Source organism: Rhizobium sp. Leaf311 (genome assembly GCF_001423445.1).
Lineage (GTDB): Bacteria > Pseudomonadota > Alphaproteobacteria > Rhizobiales > Rhizobiaceae > Agrobacterium.
In genome coordinates this window covers 25,848-44,067 of record NZ_LMNZ01000016.1, presented here as the reverse complement: position 1 = coordinate 44,067, position 18,220 = coordinate 25,848, and the positions used below count along the sequence as shown (strand labels likewise).

The window sequence follows — 18,220 nt, the reverse complement described above, 5'->3', positions numbered from 1 at the left end:
AGGCTTTTCCACTTTCTGGGACATTTATCTCCATTCAGTCAGCACTAAATCCGGATGCCACGTGATTTCAGCATTGTCTGGATATCAACGGCAGATCCCGTTTCGATGGATGCGTTTGCCGCTATGCCTGTCAGAATGGACCATGCGCCGGATATATGGTCCGATGCGCGGCCGTGGCGGTCCGGCTCCATGGTATCGGGCGCAAATATGTAGCCAAGCATGACAGGATCAGCGCCGCCATGGGTGCCCTTGCCCTGGGCCACGTCGATCATCACCGGCTTCTCGCCCGCCAGGTGCAACTCCGTCGTCACCGCTTCCTCATCGGCATGAGCGCGAACGCCGCCAAAGACGCCATGCACTTCGACATGCTTGTGCGTGATTTCTCCCTTCGTGCCCTGAAAACGGATTTCCAGGCCTTCCCATGGGGAATAGGCGGTCAACGTATAGTTGGCGGTCACGCCGGAGGCGTAGCGGATATGGGCCTGCATCGTGTCCTCTATGCCGATATCGGCATCGAACACGCAACGATCACGGAAATAGCCATCCTCCTCCTCGGCGTCGAGGTAAAGAGAGCGCAATTGCTCGTCTGCGGAAAGATCCAGCCGGAAGGCGCATCGCTGCGCCACGGGACAGTCCGCGCAACGGGGCCCATGGTCCTGCAACCCCAAAGCAACGGCGGTTTCGGGACGGTAGAAGGCGCGTTGGCCAGAAGCAAAAACCTGTGTTGGCGCCGATGCCAGCCACCAGTTGAGCAGATCGAAATGGTGCGTGGATTTATGGACCAGAAGGCCGCCTGAATTTTCCTTCTGCCTGTGCCAGCGCCGGAAGTAATCCGCCCCATGGACGCGGTCGAGATGCCAGCGGAAGTCTACGGCGGTCACGGTTCCAATCACGCCGGATGCCAGCATGTCCTTGATCTGCGTGCGGGCAGGCGAATAACGGTAGTTGAAAGTCACCATGACCTTACGCCCCGTGCGGGCCTGCGCATCGACAATCTGCTTCAATCTGGCAAGATCGATCGTCAGCGGCTTTTCGCAGATAACATCGCATCCCGCCTCGAATGCACGCACGATATAATCCGAATGCAGGAAATCCGGCGTTGCGACCACGATCGTATCAGGCTTCTGCTCGGCAATCAGCTGGTCGAAATTCTCGGCAAGGTAGGTGGGAACGCCGTTGGTGCCGGGCCTGGAAATCGCCTTCGCAGCCTCTCCCAGCCGATGAGCATTGCTGTCACACAAGGCGACGATTTCGTGCCTGTCCGCGTAAGCTTCAGTCACGGAATCTCGGAACATCTTGTGACGCGATCCGCACCCTACAATGGCGATTTTCACTGCTTTACCCTTTGCTTTGCGTATCTGACCGCAGCGACATGCCCGCATCAACGATCTGAAGGTCGTACCGTAAATTGGTAGTATCTAACATTAAAGTCATAATATGATTTCAAGGCAAGCGGAATTGCGATGCTGCAATGCACTCATTTCACCGGCGCGGGCAAAGAAAAAGGCGACCCTAAGGCCGCCTCTTTTGGTTGTCTGATGAGAGAAACCGGTCACGCCGTGACCGAAATTTCGCGTCTTTCGCGGTCGGTGACGATGGAGAGATCCAGCACCTTCTGCAGGTTGGCCGCGTGGCGGAAATCGGGGTCTGCCTTGCCACCTTCCATCACGGCCTTTGCGAATTTCTGGTAGTTGGTTTCCACCGGCTCCACCTCGATATCCCGCCAGATTGCTTTTTCCACATCCTCGCCAAGGCAGCCGCGCAGGGTGGAATAGTCGGGCGTGTGGATCACCTCGACCGCACCCTTGTCGCCGTGCAGGCGAAGGCGCAGCTCGTTGAGGTGCCCCGTTGCCCACCGGCTGGCGTGAATCACGCCCATGGCGCCGTTTTCAAGCTCGGCGGTCATGGTGAAGCTGTCATTGGCGTCGAGATCGTAGACGTCGATCTTGTTGCCCTCATATTTCTCGAAGGTCTTCAGGCGTGTGAAGATGCGGTCGACATCGCTGGCTGCGCCGTAGGATGCGAAGTCGAGAATGTGGATGCCCACATCGCCCAGCACGCCGTTGGAGCCGTGCTTGGTGGACAGGCGCCAGAGCCACTTGCTCTCGGTCATCCAGTCCCCCCAGGCTTTGGAAACCAGCCAGCTTTGCAGATAGGAGGCTTCCAGATGGCGCATCTTGCCGATTTTGCCATCCAGAACCATCTGCCGTGCGGCCTGCAGCGGTGCCACATTGCGGTAGGTCAGGTTGACCATGGCGACGAGGCCGGATTTTTCCGCAGCATCGGCCATTTCAGCGGCTTTGGCATAGGTTTCGGCCAGCGGCTTTTCGCAAAACACATGCTTGCCCGCCGCCAGAAGCTTCAGGCTGGTCGGGTGGTGAATGGCGTCCGGCGTGACATTGGCAACGGCATCGAATTCGCCCCAGGCAATGGCATCGTCCAGCGATGTGAAGGTCATTGGAATATTGTGGCGCACGGCAAAGGCCCGCACGATAACATCATCCACATCGACAGCTGCGACCACTTCGACGCCAGAAATCTGCGAGAAGTGCATGGCATGCGTATTGGCCATGCCACCTGTTCCAAGAATAAGAAGTTTCATGATTGCTTACCTGTAGCCTGCTTCGCCTGCGGAGTGCAGCTTGGGACCACGCTCCTCAATCTTTTCCGGTGCCTGCTCAACCGGCACATTCGGGGCCTCGTGAATGGAGGTCAGCGCGCCAGCGGGGTTGTAGGCCCACTTCACAGAGTTGCTGATGACCTTCTGCACATTGGCATCGTGATAGGTCGGATAGGTCTCGTGCCCTGGTCGGAAATAGAAGATGTTGCCTGCGCCGCGCCGCCATGTCAGGCCGGAGCGGAAGACTTCGCCACCCTGGAACCAGGAAATGAAGACGGTTTCCAGCGGCTCGGGCACGGAAAACTGCTCGCCATACATTTCCTCATTCTCGAGTTCGAAATGTTCCGGCAGGCCAGCCGCAATCGGGTGGCGCGGGTTGATGGTCCAGATGCGCTCGCGTTCGCCCGCCTCACGCCATTTCAGCGCGCAGGGGGTTCCCATCAGCCGCTTGAACGGCTTGCAGAAATGGCCCGAATGCAGAACGATCAGGCCCATGCCTTCCCAGACACGCTTGGCCACGCGCTCAACGACCTCGTCGTTGACGGCGCCGTGGTCCTTGTGGCCCCACCATACCAGAACATCTGTCTTGTCCAGCCGCTCCTGCGAAAGGCCGTGCTCCGGCTCCTGCAGCGTGGCAGTGGTCGCATTGATGTCGGGCGAAGTGTTCAGCGCATCGGCAATCGTGTTGTGCATTCCGTTGGGATAGATCGAGCGAACGGTCTCGTTGATATGTTCGTGGATGTTTTCGCCCCAGACGACGGTATTGATGGTCATGTCATGCTCCTTGAAGTTCCGGCATGTGGGAGAACAGCCGGTGAAGATGTGTCGAGCGCCTCAGGCGGCGCGTGTTTGTGCTTTGAGCAGGGCCTTGCCCTCGGCGTCAAAGCGATGGATGTGTTCGGGCAGGGGAAGAAGGGTCAGCCTGTCACCGGTCTTGCGGGCAGAAACGCCGTCTTCGCGCACCACCACCGGCTCTTCCGTTCCCATGTCGACGTAGATGTAGCTGTCGGAACCCAGCATTTCCGAATGGACGATATCGCCTTCCCAGCCGCCACTGTCGGCTGCCGTTGCAGTAATATGTTCGGGCCGGATACCAACCGTATGCGCACCATAGGCTTGCGCCAACTTGCCCGTCAGAAAATTCATCTTGGGAGAGCCGATGAAGCCCGCCACGAATGTATTGACCGGTGTCTCGTAGAGTTCAAGCGGTGTGCCCACCTGCTCCACACGGCCATCACGCAATACGCAAATTCGGTCTGCAAGCGTCATGGCCTCCACCTGATCATGGGTAACATAGATCATTGTCGTGTCGGGCATACTGCGGTTCAATTTGGCTATTTCGAGACGGGTTGCAACGCGCAGCGCCGCATCGAGGTTCGATAACGGCTCATCGAACAGAAAAACCTTGGGGTCGCGCACAATTGCCCGGCCAATGGCCACGCGCTGGCGCTGGCCACCGGAAAGCTGCTTGGGCAGGCGTTCGAGATAGGGCGTCAGTTGCAGCATTTCCGCTGCCACTTCCACCCGCTTGCGGCGCTCGTCCTTGGTGGAGCCCGCAAGCTTCAGGCCGAAGGCCATGTTTTCGAACACGGTCATGTGCGGATAAAGCGCATAGGACTGGAACACCATGGCGACACCACGGGCCGCAGGCGCCAGGCGGTTCACCACCGTATCGTCAAAGGCAAGCTCTCCGCTGGTGATTTCTTCCAGGCCGCAGATCAGCCGAAGCAGCGTGGACTTGCCGCAGCCGGACGGGCCGACGAACACCATGAACTCGCCGGAGCGGATGTCCATGTCGACACCCTTGATTACATCGAAGGCACCGAAGGATTTGCGAACATTGCGCAATTGAATGCTGGTCATGAATGGGTCTCCTAACCTTTGACGCCACCGGCGGTCAGGCCGGAAATGATGCGTCGCTGGAAGATCAGAACAAGGATGACGAGAGGAACGGTCACGATGACGGAGGCCGCCATGATGGTTCCCCAGGGAATTTCGAACTGGGAACTGCCCGACAGCAGGGCAATAGCCACCGGCACCGTGCGCTGCTCGTTGGACGAGGTGAATGTCAGTGCAAACAGGAACTCGTTCCACGCCGCAATGAAGGCCAGCAGACCGGTTGTCACAAGTGCCGGCCACATCAAGGGCATGAAGACCTGCGTGATGATGACCCAGGGTGACGCGCCGTCAACAATGGCCGCTTCCTCGATTTCGACAGGCAGATCTCGCATAAAGGTGGTCAGAACCCACACCGTGAATGGCAGGGTAAAGATCATGTAGGAGAAGATCAGCGCAAGTGGCGTGTTGAAGACACCGGCCCAGCGGATCAACTCGAACAGTCCTGCAAGCACCGCAATCTGTGGAAACATCGAGACGGAAAGAATCGTCAGCAGGAGCAGCGAACGTCCTTTAAACCGCACCCGCGCCAGTGCGTAGGCTGCGGTAACCGCAAGAAACAGTGACAGGGCCACCACGCAGGAGGCAACCATCAGCGAATTTCCAAGATTGCGCAGGAAGCTGTCATTGCCCAAAACATTTGCATAATTGGCCAGTGAAATGCTGGTCGGCACATAGTTCACTTCAAACAGCGCCGTGCCGGTTTTGAAGCTTGTCAGGATTGCGTAGTAGAAGGGAAACACCGCCACGATGACGATGATGGCGACCAGCGCATAGAATGCAGCCGACTTGATAAGGGATGAAGCGGTCATCGTGCATCTCCATCGGTGTTCACCCGGCCAAGCCACATATAGATGATGGTGATGGATGCGATGATGAGGAACAGCATGGTCGACGCCGCCGCGCCATAGGCAAACTTGTCGAAATCGAACAGGTTCTCGCGGGCAAGGACAGACATGGTTCTCGTCTGCGCATTGTTGGGCGTCAAAATGTAGATGAGGTCGAAAACCCGCATCGCGTCCAGCATCCGGAAGATGACTGCGACCATCAGCGCAGGCCGGATCATCGGCAGCGTGACACGCCAGAACACCTTGATCGGATGAATACCGTCAACCTTGGCGGCCTCATACATGTCCTTCGGCACCATCTGCAGCCCGGCGAGAATGAGCAGCGCCATGAAGGGCGTCGTCTTCCAGACGTCCACGATCAGCACCGCTGTCATCGCCGTTTCGGGATTGGCGGTCCAGGCAATCTTTTGCGAGATGAGCCCAAGGCTCAGCATCATGTCATTGAGAATGCCGAACTGGTCGTTCATCATCCAGGCCCACATGCGCGCGGATACGATGGTTGGAATGGCCCATGGAATGAGAATCGCAGCGCGCACAATGCCGCGCCCCTTGAATTCGGCATTCAGAACGAGCGCGACAATCAGGCCCAGCACGGTTTCGACGGAAACGGAAACCAGCGTGAACTTCAGCGTGTTCCACACCGCGCCCCACCAAGCGGGGTCGGCAAGCAGGCCGCGATAGATGGTACGGCCGCTGCTCAGCGTGATCCAGGAAAGATAATTCTTCAGCCCAACGAACTGGGCGTCGGAAAGGCTGGTCAGCGATGCGTCGGTCAGGCTGAACCAGACGGTTCTGACCAGCGGCCATCCGGCAACCAGTGCCAGCGTGAGAAATGTCGGTGCAAGAAAAAGCCAAGCGGCGCGCAGACGTTCCGATTGAAGATCGGAGCCCGTCATGGCTGCAGCCGCAGGCGGCGGAGAAGCGTTTTTGGTCATGGAAAAGTCCCACCGGTTTAACAGTGGTCAGACGGCAGGTTAGGGCCGCCTGACTGTTACGGCTGATTACCAGCTGTTGCCCTTGAGATCGGTGAGCTCGACTTCAAGCAGTTCGAGGTTTTCGGCGGCCGTGCCGGTGCCAGACAGGGTGTTGTGAACAGCACCCCAGAACTTGGCGGAAACCTCGTTGTACTTCACCTTTGTCGCAGCTGAGGGACGCGGAACCGCGGTTTCGAAGATAGGCTTCCACAACGGCATGAATGGCTGTGCCGCGGCCACATCCTTGTCATCGTAAAGCGACGCGATGGTCGGCATGTTGGAAAGCTCGACGGCTCTCTTCTTTTGCGTTTCCTCGGAAGACAGGAATTTCACCAGCGCGATGGCTGCCTCCTGGTTCTTGGAATATTTGGACACTGCCGCATTCCAGCCACCCAGCGTAGAGGCGCCTGCCTCGCCTTCGGTACCGCCGGGCAATGGCACGACACCGAACTTGCCCTTGATGGCGCTGTCGTCACCATTGCCAAGCGCATAGACATAGGTCCAGTTGCGCATGAAGACGGAATTGCCGGTCTGCCAGACGCCGCGTGCTTCCTCTTCCTTGTAGGCAAGGGCGCCCGGTGGGGAAATGGTGCCAATCCAGCCCTTGGCGGTTTCAAGGGCGGCTGCGGCCTTCTCGTTGTTGATGCTGATATCGCCATTGGCTTCAACGATATGTCCGCCGCCCGCAGAGGCGATCCATTCCAGCGCGTTGCAGGTCAGGCCCTCATAGGCGCTGCCCTGGAACACGAAACCCCACATGTCCTTCTGTCCGGATTCGCGCTCCTTGTCCTGAATCTCCTTGGCTGTCTGCGACAGCTCAGCCCAGGTCTTGGGTGGCTGCTTGCCGTGTTTTTCCAGGAGGTCCTTGCGGTAGAACAGAGCCGGCGCGTCGGTGTACATCGGCATGGCCACCAGCTTGCCGTCAACGGTCTGCGAGGCAATGACGGATGGGAAATGCTTGGCGACCACATCCTTTGCGGCGTCCGTCAGATCCACGAACTGTTCCGCCAGCTGGGGTGCCCACACCACGTCGGTCTGGTAGACGTCGATATCCGTATTTCCCGCGGCCAGCCACAGGCGGTATTGGCTGAACTGCTCGCTGGACGAAGGCGGCATTGTCACCATCTTCACCTTGTGGCCGCTCTGCTTTTCAAACTCCGCCAGCCGCTCGCGAATGAAGTTCACGTTCTTGCCCGTCGAATTCAGGGCCATCGAGATTTCAGCAGCCTGCGCTGCAAAGCCCGTGGACAGCACGCTGCCGCACAGGAACAAAACTTTCATTGAAACATTCATCGTCAAAACTCCTCCATGCCGATTTCAATCATCCTCGAAATTGAAAACGCTTTCGACTTCGCAAAGCTGGCAAATTCGAAGCACGGTGTCAATGGGTCCCACTTGAAGCGTCATTCAGCCTGTTAACGGGTAAAATGTCGCAAAGTTTCCATGTGATTCCAATATATTATTGGAGCTGAAAGTGGTGTATTGAAACCGCTTTCAAAACTTTGCTGCTTGAAACTTTCTGTTGATGGCCGCATTCAAAAGAAAAATCCGGCGGGGACTCATGAAACTCAAGGAATTTGCGGAAAAGGTCGGCTTGTCTGCGACGACCGTCAGTCGCGCGCTAGGCGGGTACCCCGAGGTGCGTCCAGAAACGCGCGAGCGTGTCATGGAGGCGGCTCGCAAGTTCGGTTACCGGCCCAACGCCAATGCTGTTCGTCTGGTGACCGGGCGGGCAGGGGCCATCGGCGTCGTCATGGGGCGCAGCGGCGGAGGCCATTTCTTTTCCGAATTCATGGGCGGCATGGCAAGTCGGCTCGAGTCCGAAGATACGGACATCGTCGTCAGCGTCACCACCGATAATGATCTTGGCGAAGAATTGCGCATCTTTTCGCGCCTTGCCGCCAGCGGTCGTGTGGATGGCATCATCATTCATTCGCCGCGCCCCGATGACGAGCGTATCGCGCTTTTGGACAAGCTCGGCGTGCCATTCATCGTCCACGGGCGCTCACGCACCAAGTTCGAACATGCCTGGCTCGATATCGACAATCACGCGGTAACCTGTCTTGCGACAACGCATCTTCTGGAGCGCGGCCACCGCAGGATTGCCTTCATCAACGGTCCCAAGGGCCGCACCTTCGTCATCGACCGTGAGAACGGCTACCGGGATGCCCTTGGCGGCGCTGAGGTCGAGTTCGACCCGCGTCTGGTGCTGTCAGCCGCTTTCAGCGAGGAAACTGCTTTCCAGTTTGCCCGGTCGTTGCTTGAGCAGGCTGCCCGCCCGACCGCCTTTGTGGCTGGCGCGATGATGACGGCGCAGGGCGTCTATCGTGCGGCCAGCCAGCTCGGGCTCGTCATCGGCAAGGATGTGTCCGTTATCGCCCATGATGACGTCTTTCCGTATCTTACGCCGGAAAGCATGTTGCCCTCGCTCTCGACCACCCGGTCTTCTCAGCGCATGGCGGGAGAGCGGGTGACGGATCTGCTGCTGCAGATCATCGCCGGACGCCCCGTTGCGGAGTGTCAGGAACTCTGGCCGGTGGACCTGGTGTTGCGGCAATCCTCCGGCCCGGCCCCGTGATCATATTCGACGCGATACCGTAACGGATTGTCAAAAATCTGTGTGATATGTTTGCTATAATGCATTTAAGCTGTTGCTTCTGTTCGGAGGGAACGCGGGCCGCAGCTTATGCGTTATGATGCTCGAATAGGGAGGAAGCCATGTTCGATTTTCTGAAAGCAGCACCGCACCCGATCGTTGATGAAGACGAGACCGGCACCTATGCCGATGCCTTCCTTCAGATGACTGACGATAAGTCCGACTTAGCCTTCGTGCGCGAGTATGGTCATGAAGCGCACCTGCGAGACTACGGAGACCAGCGGGAGGTCGCGCGCAGCGCACTTGGCTTCGCATAATCCCTTTTTCGGAACTCCTCACCCATCTCAGCGTTTACCTTTCGAGAAATGAGGCGGGCAACGGGGCAAGAATGGACCGATCTCGGCAAGCGCAAGCGGACCGAACGGCGACTTCAAGCCCATTGCCCGCCTATAGCAGGAAGGGTTTTCGATGACCGCTATTCCAACAGAACCGGTGCCGGGCCCGGTACCACCGCTCCCGCCTCAGCCACCGGCCCTACCCGTGGGTGAACCAGAGCCTGACCGTTTACCTGACGATGAGCCGCTTCCAAACCCGGACGAGAACGACGAGCCTCCAATGGTCCTTGCGGCCTATTAGGGCGATCGCAAATTGGTCGCCCACGGCTTAAGGAGTGATGGAATCTTCGGGGTTTCTGTCCGCTTCGCAGCTGTAGCCTTCAGCGTCGTATTCCCTAATCGTGAAATCATAATCGCTGGGCAGGCCTTGCGCCTGCTCGGTGTTCATGATGCCAAATGGTATCACTGTTCCATCTCTGTCAGACACGCAAACCTCTACAACTGTTTTCTGTGTCATGACACTGTTCCTTAAGATCTGGAATCAAAAAGCCGCGCCCGGCCCCACTTCGGTGAGTCTGAGACGCAGCACGTGGTGTTGGAATGTCGCTGGCTTGGAAAAGTTCCGCGAAAATCGGTTAATTTTTCGAAGTCGCCTCAGGCGCTCGCGGTCCGCCGAGGTTCCGGGGCGTCCAGGAGCCTCTCGATCTGTTGTATCAGACTGCTCGGCAGGCAAGGCTTCTGACAAAAAGCGGATTCGGGATATTCGCGCTCTAGTGCCTTTCCATCGGCGTGACCGGAGTGAAAGACGAAGGGAACATTTGCTTCCCGCAGGCGATCAGCAACCGGGAAGACGTCGCCATCGGTTAGGCGCACGTCAAGGATGGCACAGCTGGGCGTGTTATCGGCGAGATAGTCGAGAGCTTCTTCAGTGCTTGGAAACGGTCCCGCGACGGTCCAGCCCTCGTCTTCGAGCGTCATCTGAATGTCCATCGCGACGAAAACTTCGTCTTCCACCAACAAAACAGTCTTATGCGTCATGTCGTACCTTGATCTGCATTGTCAGGGTATGCGTAAGGCTCGCCCCGTCCACTTCGGTTGTCACTGCGCCACCCAGTTGCCGGGCAGCACTTTTCATGAGAACCGTACCAAAACCGGCCGCTCCCGGCTCCTCAACGGGCTCAGAACCGATTTCGTTCCAAACCAAATGAATTTCTGTTTCCGTTTCACGCCAGTTGATCCGAAGCTGACCTTCGGATTTGCCGAGAACACCATGTTTGAGGGCGTTCGTAGACCATTCGTGAAGAATGAGAGTCAGCGGTGTAATGAAGTTGACGGCGATGAGGAAGTCTCGCCCTTCGACCTTAATCGAGGCGTGCCGGTTGTAAGGCGTCAAGATGGTGTCGATCAGCTCATGCACCGGTACCGCAGATGTCCGCTTTTGGTTGGATGCAAGCGAATGGGCGCTTCCAAGCGCCAGAATCCGCCCTTCGACATCTTTTACCAGCCCCTGAACCGTGTCGTGCTTGCGCGCTGCCATGCGCAAGATGCCGCCGATCATCGCAAAGAGGTTCTTTACGCGGTGATTCATTTCGTTGAGCATCAACTCGCGGGCTTCCGAAAGCTCATGCTCTGCCGTTACATCGACGCTGACGCCGATAATCCGAACAGGATCGCTCTCTGCCACGTGCCGAGCAAAGGTCTTCAGCCACCTTGGGCGACCGTTATGCGCCGTGATGCGGGATGTCAGCTCGAAGCCGGTATGGCCGTCCACCGCCGCATCAAGCGCATCGCGCAGCTGCTGACGGTCGACATCGTTGAAATTCTGAAGCACGGCTTGCAAGGCAGGCGTGCCGTCGCGTGTCTGCAGGAGCTCCATCGCGGCGCCGCCCAGCACGAACTCGCCGCGGTCAGGCAGATATTCCCATACACCGATGCCAGCAGCCTCGATTGCAAGCTCGTGCCGCTCCTGCTCGGCAGCCAGCTGGCTTTCGACATTGATGGCATGGGATATGTCGGTCATTACGATCGTTGCGCCGTCAATAGTCCCCTCGGCGGTCCTATAGGGCAAGATACGCAACGAAAACGTTCGCTCCTGCTCCCTGTCGAGCACCGTCTCGTTATATTCCGAACCGTCTTCCATCACGCTCTGAACGCGGGCCGTAAAGTCGAAGGAAGGAAAGCGGCTCGCGACATCGGAAAGTGGACGCCCGCGGTCTGTTGGTTGCAGGGGAAACATCGCCGTTGCCGCCCGCGTGTAGGAGCGCAATCTCATGCCCCTGTCCAGCACGATAACCGCAAGACTGGTCGAATCGAAGAAATTCCGCAGATCCGTGTTTGCGACAGTGACCTCGTCCACCTTGGACTTTAGTTCGTCGTTGACCGTCGTCAGTTCCTCATTGGTCGATTGAAGCTCCTCGTTCATCGACATCATTTCTTCATTGGAGCTTTTCAGCTCTTCATTGGCTGTTTCCAGTTCCTCGGTGGCTGACCGCAGCCTGTATTTTGCAGAGCGCAGTTCCCGCTCCAACGCCTCCACATGGCCGTTGCCCGGCTCCAACTCAATCAGTTCACTCGGCTCAAGCGGGGTGAATGTGGAGGTCTCCTGAAACACCAGAAGAAATGCGTTTTCTTCCAACGGATCGCAGACAATTTCCGTCTTCAGCATGCCAAAATCGGTCACGACGTCGATATTGCGCGCCACCACCCTGCGCCTCAAAGTATTCGCCTGTCGCACCAAGGCACCGAGTTGTTCCTTTACACCCGGGCGGGCGAGTGTGGCGGCGCTGGTTTCGTTGGTGCCGGACACGGGGAACTCAAAGTAGCGACTCAAGCGTCCGAAGGCAGCGATGATCTGGCCGTCGCTGTCCAGCACTACACTGGCAGGAGCGTAGCGCTCCATAAGGCGGGTCGTGGCCATCTGTTCGATGGTGTCAGAAATCTTTGGCGTTTCGGCCCGCGAAATGGCCTTGTGGCGTTCGTGCCGCTCACCCGGTAGCGGAATCGGATAACTTGGCGAGCCCGGCAGTCGCTCAAAAAGGCGTGCTTTCTGGTCGATCACCGAAAACACACTGTCGAAACGCCCCACGCTTTCCGACGAGCCCAGAAACAGAAAGCCACCCGGGCGGATCGCGTAATGCAGCAGTGGCATGACGGTTTTTTGAAGCTTGTCATCGAAATAGATCAGAAGGTTGCGGCAGGAAACCAGGTCAACCTTGGAAAAAGGCGGGTCCTTGATCAGGCTGTGACCCGAAAACCGGATCATATCGCGAATCTGGCCGATGAAATTGAACCGCTCCTTGTGGGGAATGACGTAATATTCCTGAAGCTCCTGCGGAATGTCGGCCAGAGACGCTATCGGGTAGGAGCCGTCGCGCGCAATCTTCAACATGCTTTCGTCAATGTCGGTGGCGAAAATCTGCACGTTGCATGGCATGCTCAATGCTCTCGCAGCCTCGGCAAACAGAATGGCAATCGTGTAGGCTTCCTCACCACTGGAACAGCCGGGAATCCAGACACGTACACCCTCTTCGGTTCCTTCCGCGTCCTCCATCAGCTTTTTGATGGCGGATTCGTAGAGAACATCGAACGAATGCCGGTCGCGGAAAAACCGCGTTACATTGATCAGGAGATCGCGGAAAAGCGCGTCGCATTCGCTGTGGTCCGATTGAACGCGGGCAAGGTATTCGTAGCCCTTGCTGATGCCCAGCACATGCATCCGGCGCTCTACACGGCGCACGAATGTCGTCTGTTTATAGCCCGTGAAGTCGTGACCGATCGTGCGTCTCAGCGCCCCGCAAAGGTCATCGACGATATCGATGACCTTGGATGCCTCTCGCTTGTCGACATCCTGGCTCCTACGAAAGAAGAACCCGCCGATGCAGGCGAGTATCTTTTGTGGCGGCTCCACGAAATCGACAAGGCCGGTGCCGGTTGCTGAGACTGGCATGCCATCATATTTTGCGGTGGCGGGATCCTGTACGACGCAAAGACCGCCATATTCCTTGATTGCACGCAGACCGGTCGAACCATCGGCTCCTGTTCCGGAGAGAATGACGCAGGCCGCATTGGCCTGCTGGTCGTTGGCGAGCGAGACGAAAAAGTCGTCGATGGGGCGTCGCAAGCCACGTGGCTGCGCAAAATCGCTTAGCACGAGCCGTCCCTGTTCAATGCTCAGCCCCTTGCCAGGCGGAATGATGAACACCGTGTCGGCTTCAATCTCCTCACCACCTTCGCACTGGCGCACGTTCAGCTGAGTGTGACGATCAAGAAGTTCCGCCAGCATACTCTCGTGATGTGGATCCAGATGCTGCACCACGACGAAGGCTAGACCGGTTGGAACTTTCGCGGGGCTCAGCATTTCGCGCAAAGCTTCAAGGCCACCGGCAGACGAGCCGACGCCGACAACGGGTACGGGGTGAACGAGAGGTTCCTGAGGCAAATTCTGTCCTTGAAATTTCGAAAGCTTGACTGTCAATACGGAGAGTTCTGTTCCAGTTCCGCCAATGTCAGTTTTGCTTGGGCGATGGTCGTCGTCGAATTGGCGATCGTCGCAAGCGTGCCTTCGATCATGATGTTGTGGTCGTCAAGAAGTGGCTTGATCCGGGTCAGCGCACTTCCAAGCTCGGACTCGTAGTCCTGCAGCAGATTTGGATGGGCACGGCTGATGTCGAATTGCGAGGCGAGGATGTACCTGACCACGCCGGAGCCTCCGGTCAGTTTTGACATGAACAGCAGGTTGACGAAGGGCTTGCCATCTTTCTTGAAGTTGACGATCGGTGTTCTTACGGTTGCCGGGCCGTCAGCGCGTAAAAAGTCGTGTATCTTGGCACGGGCCTCATCGTTAGGTGCTTTTTTTCCAGACGGGCTCGTTTGCAAAAACCTGCAATTCTTGCCCAGCACGTCGCTGCTGTCATATCCAGTCAGCTTGCAGAAGGGGTCATTGACCAGTGCGAGGCGGTTGTCTGCGTCGGCAAAGGACATTGCCAGCGCAATAGTGGATTTTTGGAAGAAATCCTGAAGCGGACCATTGATTTCAAGCTGGTTCATCGTGCTCATCGTTCAAACTTTTTGCAGGCCGTGGAATAACCGTCTGGTTGTTGAAAGGCTCCACGCAAAAGCACGGCAGGCCGTTTTCCGGGCGCGGATGCGGATATTACTGCAGTATTATGCAGCAAGATCAATGCGTATTGCCTAAAAAATGAATGCAAAATCTTGCTGCGAGCCGCAGCGGTACCGTCTCGGCGTGCTGCACTACACGGTATGGACGCATTTCGTGCGCGGGGCACCCCGGCGGTTCGCCGTGTAACGCTTTGCATACTTTGTTGCTGTAGGCTGCAATCTGCTTAACTGCGGCGCGTCCTGCGCGCAGGATCAAGGGAATTTCGGGGATGGCGGACTTATGTGTGCAGAAATTGATCGCGCTCCGCAATGATCGAACAGGGGCAACCGCAATCGAATATGGTTTGATCATTGCCATCATTTCGGTGGCCGTTATCGTGGGAATGGAAAGCATTCGCGACAGCATTCTGGCCATGTTCGATTTGGTGGCGACGACTTTCACCAACGCTAGCTCCTGATAATCCTTTAGACCGTCACTTTCCGCCCGGCGGCAGCTTGATCTCTGCAGTCTTCAAGGCGTCCGCCAGACGATGTTTCGCCGAACCGGGTTTGAGCGGTTTCTGCTGGCTTTCATGCGGTGCCCAGCCGGAAACATATATGATCGAGAAAGTGGCACGGATGCGGCCATCGGCATCACTGTATTGTTCCGCGTAGAGTTCCGCTGCGCGCATCAGAAAGCGCCTGTTCAGCGGTCTGCGGCTGCGCCCGGTCAGCGGGTTCGCCATGCCCATGGCGCGCAGGTCCCGCATCAAGGGTAAAATCGAGTCATACCGCACCGTATAGGTTTCCGTATCGGTGACCGGCAGGGCAAAGCCCGCCCGTTGCAAAAGCGCACCCACATCGCGCACATCGGCAAAGGGGACGACGCGGGGGCTGGCGCCACCGGTCAGTTCCGCCTCGGTCGTTAACAGAACATCGCGAAGCTCCTGCAGCGTTCCGCTTCCCGGTATGGCGGCCAGAAACAGGCCGTCGGGCTTCAGTGCACGGCGGATCTGGATCAGCGTACCGGGCGTGTCATTGGTCAGGTGCAGGGATAGCGGTGATACAATGAGGTTTGCCGACGCCGGTGGCAGCGGCACGTCCTCAAGCGGCGCAACCTCGATGGCCTCGCCATCGCCTGCAAATTCGGCGTCGGTCTCCACCCTTGTCACGGCGTCGACTTTGCCGGTCTGCAAAAGGCGCTGCGCCGTTACACCCGTTGCGCCGTGCAACTCCACCGCCGTGTCGAAGTGGCGCTCGACAATGGCAATCCGGTCTGCCAACTCCTCTGCGGCAATGTCCAGCAGGAACAAGGCCTTGTTGTCGCCAAGGCGCAAAGCGCGCTTGCGGTTGGCGGCAATCAGACGAGGGTCGAAAACTATGTCCATGGCATCATCCATCCAAACTTTGCAGTCGCAAAGGCACCCGTTCGCGCCTATTGTCAACTCCATGGGCTACGGGGAAAAGCTGTTTTCGAGAGGTGTTTGCGCCTCGGTGCTGGGCGGTATCGCGCGCGCCGTTGCGGATATTGTCTATCCGCCGTCCTGCGTTGGCTGCGGCCGCCAGACGCAAAAGGGCGGCGCGTTTTGCGTGTCGTGCTGGGCAGGCGTTCATTTTATCGAGCGGCCCTATTGCGAGGTGCTCGGCATTCCCTTTGCCCGTGATCATGGTCCCGATGTCCTCAGCGCGCAAGCCATTGCCGAGCCGCCGCCCTTCGAGCGTCTGCGGGCAGCGACCATTCATGATGGTGCGGCCCGCAGGCTGGTCCATCAGCTGAAATATCTAGACCGAACCGATCTTGCCCGGTTGATGGCATCATGGATGCTGCGGGCGGGCGATGGGGCGGTGGAGGCGTGTGATTATATCATTCCGGTGCCGCTACATCGCCGCCGGTTTCTGGCACGCCGTTTCAACCAGTCAGCGGAGTTGGCCCGGCACCTCTCGGCGCTGTCCTCAAGGCCGTTGCTGGCGTCCACCCTGGTCAGAATCAAGCCCACCAGCAGGCAGGTCGGCCTGTCGGCCCGGGCCCGCAAGGAGAACGTGCGCGGGGCCTTTGGCATCGCGTCAGGGCGGGAAGGGGACGTCATGGGAAAGCGCATCGTGCTTGTCGATGACGTCTACACCACAGGTGCGACGGTGGCGGCTGCAGCGCGTCGTTTGAAGAAGGCCGGCGCCGAAGATGTCACTGTTTTGACCTTTGCAATGGCGATTTCCGGGCCTATATGACACGGCAGGGAAACGGGGCCACAGGCCCATAGTGCAAGGGATATGACTGATGGCATCCGTTACGATCTACACACGGGATTTCTGCGGCTATTGCGCCCGTGCCAAGGCTCTTCTGGAGAGCAAGGGCGTCGAGTTTACCGAATACAATGCCACGGCACATCCTGATTACCGCAAGGAAATGATGGACAAATCCAATCGCAACACATTCCCACAGATCTTCATCGGCACGCAGCATGTCGGCGGCTGTGACGATCTGCACGCGCTGGACCGCGACGGCCAGCTGGACGCGCTTCTGGCCAACTGACATCGACAAGACGACGACATAAGGGAACGCAAAGATGAGCTTCAAGGCCGCCGCAATCCAGATGTGCTCGGGCACCGATCCGAAAACCAATGCCGAAACAATGGAACGGCTCATTCGCGAGGCAGTGAGCCAGGGCGCGGTCTATGTTCAGACGCCGGAAATGACGGGCGCGATCCAGAAGGATCGCGCCGCGCTAAAAGCGGTCCTCAAGGATGAAAAGGGCGACATCGTGGTGCTGACGGCTGCCAAGCTCGCGCGCGAGCTTGGCATTTACGTCCACGTGGGCTCGACCGCCATTGCCCGCCCGGATGGCAAGATCGCCAATCGCGGTTTCCTGTTTGCGCCCGATGGCGAGCGCATCTGCACCTATGACAAGATTCACATGTTCGACGTTGACCTGGACAATGGTGAAAGCTGGCGCGAAAGCTCGGCCTATGAACCCGGCACGCAGGCGCGCGTCGCGGAACTGCCGCTGGCGACATTCGGCTTTGCCATATGTTACGACGTGCGTTTTCCATCGCTGTTTCGAACCGAAGCGGTAGCAGGCGCTGAGATCCTTACCGTTCCCGCCGCCTTTACCCGCCAGACGGGCGAGGCGCATTGGGAAGTCCTTTTGCGCGCCCGCGCCATCGAGAACGGGGCGTTCCTGATTGCCGCGGCGCAGGCCGGCACCCATGAGGATGGTCGCGAGACCTTTGGTCACTCCATGATCATCGATCCCTGGGGTAACGTTCTGGCGGTCGCAGGCGGTGAGGGCGAGGAGATTGTCTTTGCCGATATCGATCCTTCCGCGGTCACTGCGGCCCGCAGCAAGATCCCCAATTTGAAAAACGCCCGCGATTTCAATCTCGACACGGTCAAGAACGCGGCTGCTGCGGGAGGCGGCCTGCAGTGATCCGCTATTCGCTCCGTTGCGAAAAAGCCCATGAGTTCGAGGGCTGGTTTTCCGGTAGCGCCGATTTCGACGACCAGCAGCAGCGCGGCCTGATCGGCTGCCAGGTTTGCGGCTCGGTGCAGGTTTCCAAAATGCTGATGGCGCCCTCGGTCTCCACCGCGCGCGAAAAGGAGGCCACGCGCACGCTGGCACTCGATACGGCCCAGAAGCAGGCTTTTGCGAAGATCAGGGAAACGCTCGCCACCATCCGTGCCAATGCCGAGGATGTCGGCGACAAATTCCCGGAAGAGGCCAGGAAGATTCATTATGGCGAAGCGGAAGAGCGTGGCATCATAGGCCAGGCAAGCGCGCAGGAAGCCCGGGCGCTGATCGAGGAGGGCATCGAGGTCGCACCCCTTCCGGTGTTGCCGGATGACGTCAACTGAGGTA

Annotated in this window: 20 protein-coding genes; 8 read left to right on the top strand and 12 right to left on the bottom strand. The window is 58.0% G+C overall.

Annotation, left to right across the window (positions count from 1 at the left end; genetic code table 11):
- Nucleotides 1-44: 44 nt before the first annotated feature.
- The 7 genes from ASF69_RS15315 to ASF69_RS15285 form a co-directional block, all read right to left on the bottom strand.
- Complete coding sequence (locus tag ASF69_RS15315) at nucleotides 45-1,382, bottom strand: Gfo/Idh/MocA family oxidoreductase (protein WP_280136389.1); 1,338 nt, start codon at nucleotides 1,380-1,382, stop codon at nucleotides 45-47.
- Nucleotides 1,383-1,552: 170 nt separating this feature from the next.
- The gene (locus tag ASF69_RS15310) at nucleotides 1,553-2,602 is read right to left on the bottom strand and encodes a Gfo/Idh/MocA family oxidoreductase (RefSeq protein ID WP_062588936.1); all 1,050 of its coding nucleotides are present in this window, start codon (nucleotides 2,600-2,602) and stop codon (nucleotides 1,553-1,555) included.
- A 6-nt stretch (nucleotides 2,603-2,608) separates the two neighbouring features.
- The gene (locus tag ASF69_RS15305; RefSeq protein ID WP_062588934.1) at nucleotides 2,609-3,394 is read right to left on the bottom strand and encodes a ThuA domain-containing protein; all 786 of its coding nucleotides are present in this window, start codon (nucleotides 3,392-3,394) and stop codon (nucleotides 2,609-2,611) included.
- Between the two features lie 60 nt (nucleotides 3,395-3,454).
- Entirely contained in the window at nucleotides 3,455-4,483 is a 1,029-nt protein-coding gene (locus tag ASF69_RS15300) for an ABC transporter ATP-binding protein (RefSeq protein WP_062588933.1), read from the bottom strand.
- A gap of 11 nt (nucleotides 4,484-4,494) precedes the next feature.
- Entirely contained in the window at nucleotides 4,495-5,328 is an 834-nt protein-coding gene (locus ASF69_RS15295; protein ID WP_062588931.1) for a carbohydrate ABC transporter permease, read from the bottom strand.
- Nucleotides 5,325-6,299: a sugar ABC transporter permease gene (locus ASF69_RS15290; protein ID WP_062588929.1), complete on the bottom strand. Its 975-nt coding sequence runs from the start codon at nucleotides 6,297-6,299 to the stop codon at nucleotides 5,325-5,327. The genes ASF69_RS15295 and ASF69_RS15290 overlap by 4 nt, the downstream gene beginning before the upstream one ends.
- A gap of 66 nt (nucleotides 6,300-6,365) precedes the next feature.
- Nucleotides 6,366-7,631 carry an ABC transporter substrate-binding protein gene (locus tag ASF69_RS15285; RefSeq protein WP_062588927.1) on the bottom strand — a complete coding sequence of 422 codons (1,266 nt, stop codon included), beginning with the start codon at nucleotides 7,629-7,631 and terminating at the stop codon, nucleotides 6,366-6,368.
- A gap of 268 nt (nucleotides 7,632-7,899) precedes the next feature.
- Between ASF69_RS15285 and ASF69_RS15280 the strand changes: the two genes are divergently transcribed.
- The 3 genes from ASF69_RS15280 to ASF69_RS23385 all read left to right on the top strand — a co-directional run bounded on the left by ASF69_RS15280 (nucleotide 7,900) and on the right by ASF69_RS23385 (nucleotide 9,570).
- Entirely contained in the window at nucleotides 7,900-8,916 is a 1,017-nt protein-coding gene (locus ASF69_RS15280; protein WP_062588979.1) for a substrate-binding domain-containing protein, read from the top strand.
- Nucleotides 8,917-9,056: 140 nt separating this feature from the next.
- On the top strand, nucleotides 9,057-9,251 hold the full coding sequence (locus ASF69_RS15275; protein ID WP_062588925.1) for a hypothetical protein: 195 nt from the start codon (nucleotides 9,057-9,059) through the stop codon (nucleotides 9,249-9,251).
- A 151-nt stretch (nucleotides 9,252-9,402) separates the two neighbouring features.
- Complete coding sequence (locus tag ASF69_RS23385) at nucleotides 9,403-9,570, top strand: hypothetical protein (RefSeq protein WP_200939097.1); 168 nt, start codon at nucleotides 9,403-9,405, stop codon at nucleotides 9,568-9,570.
- 27 nt (nucleotides 9,571-9,597) lie between these two features.
- Here the strand turns inward: ASF69_RS23385 and ASF69_RS15270 are convergent, their stop codons facing one another.
- The 4 genes from ASF69_RS15270 to ASF69_RS15255 form a co-directional block, all read right to left on the bottom strand.
- Complete coding sequence (locus tag ASF69_RS15270) at nucleotides 9,598-9,786, bottom strand: hypothetical protein (RefSeq protein ID WP_062588924.1); 189 nt, start codon at nucleotides 9,784-9,786, stop codon at nucleotides 9,598-9,600.
- A 137-nt stretch (nucleotides 9,787-9,923) separates the two neighbouring features.
- On the bottom strand, nucleotides 9,924-10,307 hold the full coding sequence (locus tag ASF69_RS15265) for a response regulator (protein ID WP_062588923.1): 384 nt from the start codon (nucleotides 10,305-10,307) through the stop codon (nucleotides 9,924-9,926).
- Entirely contained in the window at nucleotides 10,297-13,707 is a 3,411-nt protein-coding gene (locus ASF69_RS15260; protein WP_062588977.1) for a chemotaxis protein CheB, read from the bottom strand. The genes ASF69_RS15265 and ASF69_RS15260 overlap by 11 nt, the downstream gene beginning before the upstream one ends.
- A 32-nt stretch (nucleotides 13,708-13,739) precedes the next feature.
- A complete protein-coding gene (locus tag ASF69_RS15255; protein ID WP_244475491.1) occupies nucleotides 13,740-14,324 on the bottom strand; it encodes a PAS domain-containing protein in 585 nt (194 codons plus the stop codon).
- A gap of 347 nt (nucleotides 14,325-14,671) precedes the next feature.
- Between ASF69_RS15255 and ASF69_RS15250 the strand changes: the two genes are divergently transcribed.
- Nucleotides 14,672-14,845, top strand: coding sequence for a Flp family type IVb pilin (locus ASF69_RS15250; protein WP_244475490.1), 174 nt, complete (start codon nucleotides 14,672-14,674; stop codon nucleotides 14,843-14,845).
- A gap of 15 nt (nucleotides 14,846-14,860) precedes the next feature.
- On the opposite strand, the gene ASF69_RS15245 is transcribed toward ASF69_RS15250, so the two are convergent.
- On the bottom strand, nucleotides 14,861-15,754 hold the full coding sequence (locus tag ASF69_RS15245; protein ID WP_062588972.1) for a methyltransferase domain-containing protein: 894 nt from the start codon (nucleotides 15,752-15,754) through the stop codon (nucleotides 14,861-14,863).
- A 61-nt stretch (nucleotides 15,755-15,815) separates the two neighbouring features.
- Between ASF69_RS15245 and ASF69_RS15240 the strand changes: the two genes are divergently transcribed.
- Genes ASF69_RS15240 through ASF69_RS15225 form a run of 4 tightly spaced genes read left to right on the top strand, consistent with a single transcriptional unit; the run spans nucleotide 15,816 to nucleotide 18,216 of the window.
- Entirely contained in the window at nucleotides 15,816-16,592 is a 777-nt protein-coding gene (locus ASF69_RS15240; RefSeq protein WP_062588921.1) for a ComF family protein, read from the top strand.
- A 49-nt stretch (nucleotides 16,593-16,641) separates the two neighbouring features.
- A complete protein-coding gene (gene grxC, locus ASF69_RS15235) occupies nucleotides 16,642-16,896 on the top strand; it encodes a glutaredoxin 3 (RefSeq protein ID WP_062588920.1) in 255 nt (84 codons plus the stop codon).
- 34 nt (nucleotides 16,897-16,930) lie between these two features.
- Nucleotides 16,931-17,791 carry a carbon-nitrogen hydrolase family protein gene (locus tag ASF69_RS15230; RefSeq protein WP_062588919.1) on the top strand — a complete coding sequence of 287 codons (861 nt, stop codon included), beginning with the start codon at nucleotides 16,931-16,933 and terminating at the stop codon, nucleotides 17,789-17,791.
- Complete coding sequence (locus ASF69_RS15225) at nucleotides 17,788-18,216, top strand: DUF1178 family protein (protein ID WP_062588917.1); 429 nt, start codon at nucleotides 17,788-17,790, stop codon at nucleotides 18,214-18,216. Before ASF69_RS15230 ends, ASF69_RS15225 begins: the two co-directional genes overlap by 4 nt.
- Nucleotides 18,217-18,220: the final 4 nt, after the last annotated feature.

Coding starts and splice junctions, on each gene's coding strand:
- ASF69_RS15315 (WP_280136389.1), bottom strand. CDS start 1,382: ATGCGGGCATGTCGCTGCGGTCAGATACGCAAAGCAAAGGGTAAAGCA.
- ASF69_RS15310 (WP_062588936.1), bottom strand. CDS start 2,602: ATGAAACTTCTTATTCTTGGAACAGGTGGCATGGCCAATACGCATGCC.
- ASF69_RS15305 (WP_062588934.1), bottom strand. CDS start 3,394: ATGACCATCAATACCGTCGTCTGGGGCGAAAACATCCACGAACATATC.
- ASF69_RS15300 (WP_062588933.1), bottom strand. CDS start 4,483: ATGACCAGCATTCAATTGCGCAATGTTCGCAAATCCTTCGGTGCCTTC.
- ASF69_RS15295 (WP_062588931.1), bottom strand. CDS start 5,328: ATGACCGCTTCATCCCTTATCAAGTCGGCTGCATTCTATGCGCTGGTC.
- ASF69_RS15290 (WP_062588929.1), bottom strand. CDS start 6,299: ATGACCAAAAACGCTTCTCCGCCGCCTGCGGCTGCAGCCATGACGGGC.
- ASF69_RS15285 (WP_062588927.1), bottom strand. CDS start 7,631: ATGAATGTTTCAATGAAAGTTTTGTTCCTGTGCGGCAGCGTGCTGTCC.
- ASF69_RS15280 (WP_062588979.1), top strand. CDS start 7,900: ATGAAACTCAAGGAATTTGCGGAAAAGGTCGGCTTGTCTGCGACGACC.
- ASF69_RS15275 (WP_062588925.1), top strand. CDS start 9,057: ATGTTCGATTTTCTGAAAGCAGCACCGCACCCGATCGTTGATGAAGAC.
- ASF69_RS23385 (WP_200939097.1), top strand. CDS start 9,403: ATGACCGCTATTCCAACAGAACCGGTGCCGGGCCCGGTACCACCGCTC.
- ASF69_RS15270 (WP_062588924.1), bottom strand. CDS start 9,786: ATGACACAGAAAACAGTTGTAGAGGTTTGCGTGTCTGACAGAGATGGA.
- ASF69_RS15265 (WP_062588923.1), bottom strand. CDS start 10,307: ATGACGCATAAGACTGTTTTGTTGGTGGAAGACGAAGTTTTCGTCGCG.
- ASF69_RS15255 (WP_244475491.1), bottom strand. CDS start 14,324: ATGAGCACGATGAACCAGCTTGAAATCAATGGTCCGCTTCAGGATTTC.
- ASF69_RS15245 (WP_062588972.1), bottom strand. CDS start 15,754: ATGGACATAGTTTTCGACCCTCGTCTGATTGCCGCCAACCGCAAGCGC.
- ASF69_RS15240 (WP_062588921.1), top strand. CDS start 15,816: ATGGGCTACGGGGAAAAGCTGTTTTCGAGAGGTGTTTGCGCCTCGGTG.
- grxC (WP_062588920.1), top strand. CDS start 16,642: ATGGCATCCGTTACGATCTACACACGGGATTTCTGCGGCTATTGCGCC.
- ASF69_RS15230 (WP_062588919.1), top strand. CDS start 16,931: ATGAGCTTCAAGGCCGCCGCAATCCAGATGTGCTCGGGCACCGATCCG.